Genomic DNA, 3,738 nt, shown 5'->3' with positions numbered 1-3,738 from the left:
GCCTTAGACCCGTTACCCCTACCCCTCGCTGGGGGTTGCCCCCTGCCCCCAGCCCCCTGGGACTCGGGGGTATGCAGCAGGGGCGCGGGGACACGCAGGCGCAGCGGAGCCCCTCTCGGGGCATCCCCACGCCAAGCGACCATGACCTTCCAGGGCTTAAAAGGCCTCACCCCGCCCTGGAAGGGGCGAGGCTTGCCGTTCCTTTTGTCAACATACTCATGATAAACGCTGGCAAGATAAGGAAGGCCGCCAGGCTGCTCGAGGTCGGGGCGGTCTACATAAACGACTACCCGAAGCACGGCATAGGCTACTACCCCTTCGGCGGCATGAAGGACTCCGGCATAGGGAGGGAGGGCATAGGGTACACGATAGACTTCGTCACGGCGTACAAGTCCATAGTATATAACTACAGGGGCAAGGGGGTCTGGGACTACCTGTGAGTGAAGGCCCCCTTCCTTTTTATATTTCAGGCCCACTGAACTCCCAGAGCCGAGTTGGAGCTTAAGCTAAACCGGCTGTACAGGAGCTGCGAAGCTAAGGGCCTGCCGCTCAGGTTTAACGGCCAGAGGGCCGCCATAAGGTGCTCAAGGACCTTTTACCCCCTCGGCGACGCCATCAGTGAGGGGACGTACTGCAGGATCTGGGCCGTCGACAGGGACCTCTGCGGCCCCCAGTTCTCCTCCAGGCCTGAGCTCGTAGAGTTCGAGCTCGCTAGCGCGAAGACGAAAGCTGTGGCCGAGCTTAAAGACGTTGAGCTAGGCCAGGGGAGGTCCCTCATAATGCCGAGGAGGGGCTGGTACGACATCAAGGTAAGGTACGCTGAGGAGTACAGGTGGGACCAGAGGCTCAATGAGGAGCTGCTTCAGGAGCTAATAAACAAAGGTTACGTGAGCGAAGTCCCTGCGGCCTCGCCTCCAAGGGAGCTTGAGGAGCTGCTCGACCTGGAAGCCATAGATGCAAGGGCCGCCGAGGGCATGATGATAGGGGGCGCCGTGGGCGACGCCCTGGGCTACCCCGCAGAGTCCATGAGCCATGAGGAGAGGGCCAGAAAGTATGGGTACATAGAGGGTTTCATATCAAACGAAAGGACGAGGGGCGCCCGAGGGGTCGTCTCGGACGACACTCAGATGAGCTTTGACACGCTGATAGTGCTCCTCGCCAATGGGTATCTAGACCTTGAGGACCTGGCCTCCATATTCTCAAGCCACAGGCTCTTCGGCATAGGGGGCACCGTTAAAGTCTTCCTGAGGAACTACAAGGAAAAGGGGATGCCGTGGTACCTCTCTGGCATCAAGTCACTGGGCAACGGGGCGATCATGAGGGTTCACCCCCTCCTCATAGCCCACGCCAGGGGGATTAACGATAATTTGAGTGGGCTCTTTGCTGACGCCGTCCTTGCCACAATAATGACCCACAGGGGACCGCTGCAGGTAGGGCTCTCCCTGGCGTTCCTGACGTTCATAACTAGGATGGCTAGGCCAGTCAAAGTGGACCCGGAAGAGGAGCTGGGCGCGTTCTCCAAGGTAATGAGGGCCGTGGCGGGCCCGGCGCCTGTTCAGACCAAGAGGGCCAGCAGGGTTCCCTTTGACCCAGGCAACACGGCCGACGAGTACATAGTTAACGCCGTTGAGTGGGGGCTGGAGCATAATGTGAAGGTTGAGCACATGGCCTCTGAAAGGCTAGCCGGCTCAGGAGGGCACGTCCTTGAGACGGTGCCCCTGGCGCTTTTCATATCGCTCAAGTACGCCGATGACCCCCTCAGGGCCGTCCTAGAGGCCGCCAACAAGACCCATGACAATGACAGCATAGCCTCTATGGTGGGGGCAGTCATGGGCGCCAGGCACGGTGTTAAGCCCTTTTTGGGGCTGGCCTCAAGGCTGTGCGGCTGCCTGAGGGAGCGCGACCAGGGCACCATCCAGAGGCTCGTTAGGGAGACCGTCTGCTTCGTCAATAGAAGGGGGAACGCCAGGCATCACAGGTAGCCGCCTGTCATAACTCGAAGCCACGGCTTCAACTTCTGAAAAGGGCGTAGCAAAAAGCTATAAGGTAAAAACCTTTACAACGTTTACCCTAAAGGCTGGGCTTATCATGAGCTGCCGCTGTAGTAGACCTCTATCGCCCTGGCCAGGGTCGCCGCCGCCTGTTGGAGTGCCTGCTCCGCGCTGGGCGTTGCGCCCACTATGTAGTTTAAGAGGTACTCGCCGACCTGGCTGTTCACTGACGACGTTATGGCAGGGAAGTAAGGCGCCACGTAGGCCGTCTTACCCGCGGCCGCGAAGGCCGCCTGGGCCCACTGCCTCAGGTATGCCGGTATGGACGTGTTCGATATTATCATCTGATAGGCCTGCCTGCTTGACGGGAACACGAACGTCCTGAGGAACGCCTCGACCTGGAACTGCGGGGACTCGACAAGCTGGAGGAACTCAAGGGCTAGCTGCTTGTGCTGCGAGTACCTGTTCACCCCTATGTACGTCAGCCCTATCCTTATCGAGTCCCCTGGCAGCGGGGCGACCCCAACAACGCTCGCGTTGGACTTGTTCGCTATGCTTGGCAGCTGGCCCAGGTAGCCCGCTATCGCTGGCGCCTGGCCGCTGAGCATCAGTGGCAGAGAGTTGTAGAATGTGACCTGGAGCTGGGTGGGCGGCGGCATGTAGCTTACCAGCTCCTTGAGGGTCTCCAGCGCCTGGACCCCGGCCGAGGTGTTTATCGCCGGCGGCGGGAAGCCGTGGCCCCACCAGCTCGGCACGCACCCCATGAACATGGTGCCAAAGCCTGTCATTCCGAACGGGTTTCCGCAGTTGAGGCTCGAGTTCCTGACGTAGTACCACCCGAAGACGGCCATGAAGGAGTTCGCCGGCAGGCCGGCCTGGTCGGTGTACAGCAGCACCCCGTACTTTGTTATGTTGTGGCTTACGAAGAACTGGTCTACGTCAAGTACCGTGCTCCAGTTGCCCCAGGTCTCCGGGCTCAGCTGCACGTGGTACTCGTTGTAGAACTCCTGCTGCAGGGTTGCGTTGTTGAAATACCTGGCGTTGTAAAGTATAACTATGCCGTCGGTCTGTATGGGCACGCCTACCCACGTAGTGTTGCCGGTCAGGGGGTTGTAGTAGAAGCCTGCAGCGTGCAGGTCAGGCGGAAGTATGTCGCTCTCGTTTATGATGGAGGAGTTCAGGGGCAGCAGGTAGGGCGCCACCTGGCCCACGGTGGTCGTCGTGTATGTTACGACGTCGTACTCCGGGCTCTTGGCCTCAAGCACTGAGAGCTCGTTCGATATGTACTGGCTGTAGGGGAATGTGACCACGTTTACCTTGACGCCGGGGTGCTCCTGCTCAAACACGCTGGCCGCCAGCTCGAGCAGTGGCTGGGCCGGGGCGCCGCTGTAGGTGACCACCGTCAGGGTAACAGGCCTCCTGGTAGCCCTGGCCGCGTAGTAGGCGCCTATGGCCGCCACAACCACAACTACTACAATGATTACCCCTAGGACAGCCCTTGAGACCGAGGCCCTGCTCAGGTCAACCACCAATTTAAAGTTGTACCCTTCTATTTAAAGGTTACCTACCGAACCTACATAAATGGCTGTTCTCTATATAGGTTCAGTGACGCCTCAGGGCCCTACAACTTTTATTTTCCTTTCAGCCAGGGAAAGTCGGTGATAGTTTGAACTCCCTGAGCAGGGCGGCCCTCGCGGCAGTTGTAATTATTGTGGTGATAGTAGCAGCACTAGGAGCCTTCCTATAC

3 protein-coding genes are annotated in these 3,738 nt (G+C 59.1%); 2 read left to right on the top strand and 1 reads right to left on the bottom strand.

Annotation, left to right across the window (positions count from 1 at the left end):
* Both ACP5H1_RS08115 and ACP5H1_RS08110 read left to right on the top strand, forming a co-directional pair.
* Window positions 1-440: aldehyde dehydrogenase family protein (locus ACP5H1_RS08115; RefSeq protein WP_427973929.1), on the top strand; the 440-nt coding region annotated here is incomplete at its 5' end.
* Window positions 441-494: 54 nt separating this feature from the next.
* On the top strand, window positions 495-1,982 hold the full coding sequence (locus ACP5H1_RS08110; protein ID WP_427973926.1) for an ADP-ribosylglycohydrolase family protein: 1,488 nt from the start codon (window positions 495-497) through the stop codon (window positions 1,980-1,982).
* A 104-nt stretch (window positions 1,983-2,086) separates the two neighbouring features.
* On the opposite strand, the gene ACP5H1_RS08105 is transcribed toward ACP5H1_RS08110, so the two are convergent.
* Window positions 2,087-3,520: an ABC transporter substrate-binding protein gene (locus ACP5H1_RS08105; RefSeq protein ID WP_427973932.1), complete on the bottom strand. Its 1,434-nt coding sequence runs from the start codon at window positions 3,518-3,520 to the stop codon at window positions 2,087-2,089.
* Window positions 3,521-3,738: the final 218 nt, after the last annotated feature.

The sequence above is a fragment of the Acidilobus sp. genome, from assembly GCF_049973875.1.
Lineage (GTDB): Archaea > Thermoproteota > Thermoprotei_A > Sulfolobales > Acidilobaceae > Acidilobus.
The sequence above is the reverse complement of the archived record's forward strand: the minus strand, read 5'-3'. Positions and strand labels throughout refer to the sequence as shown.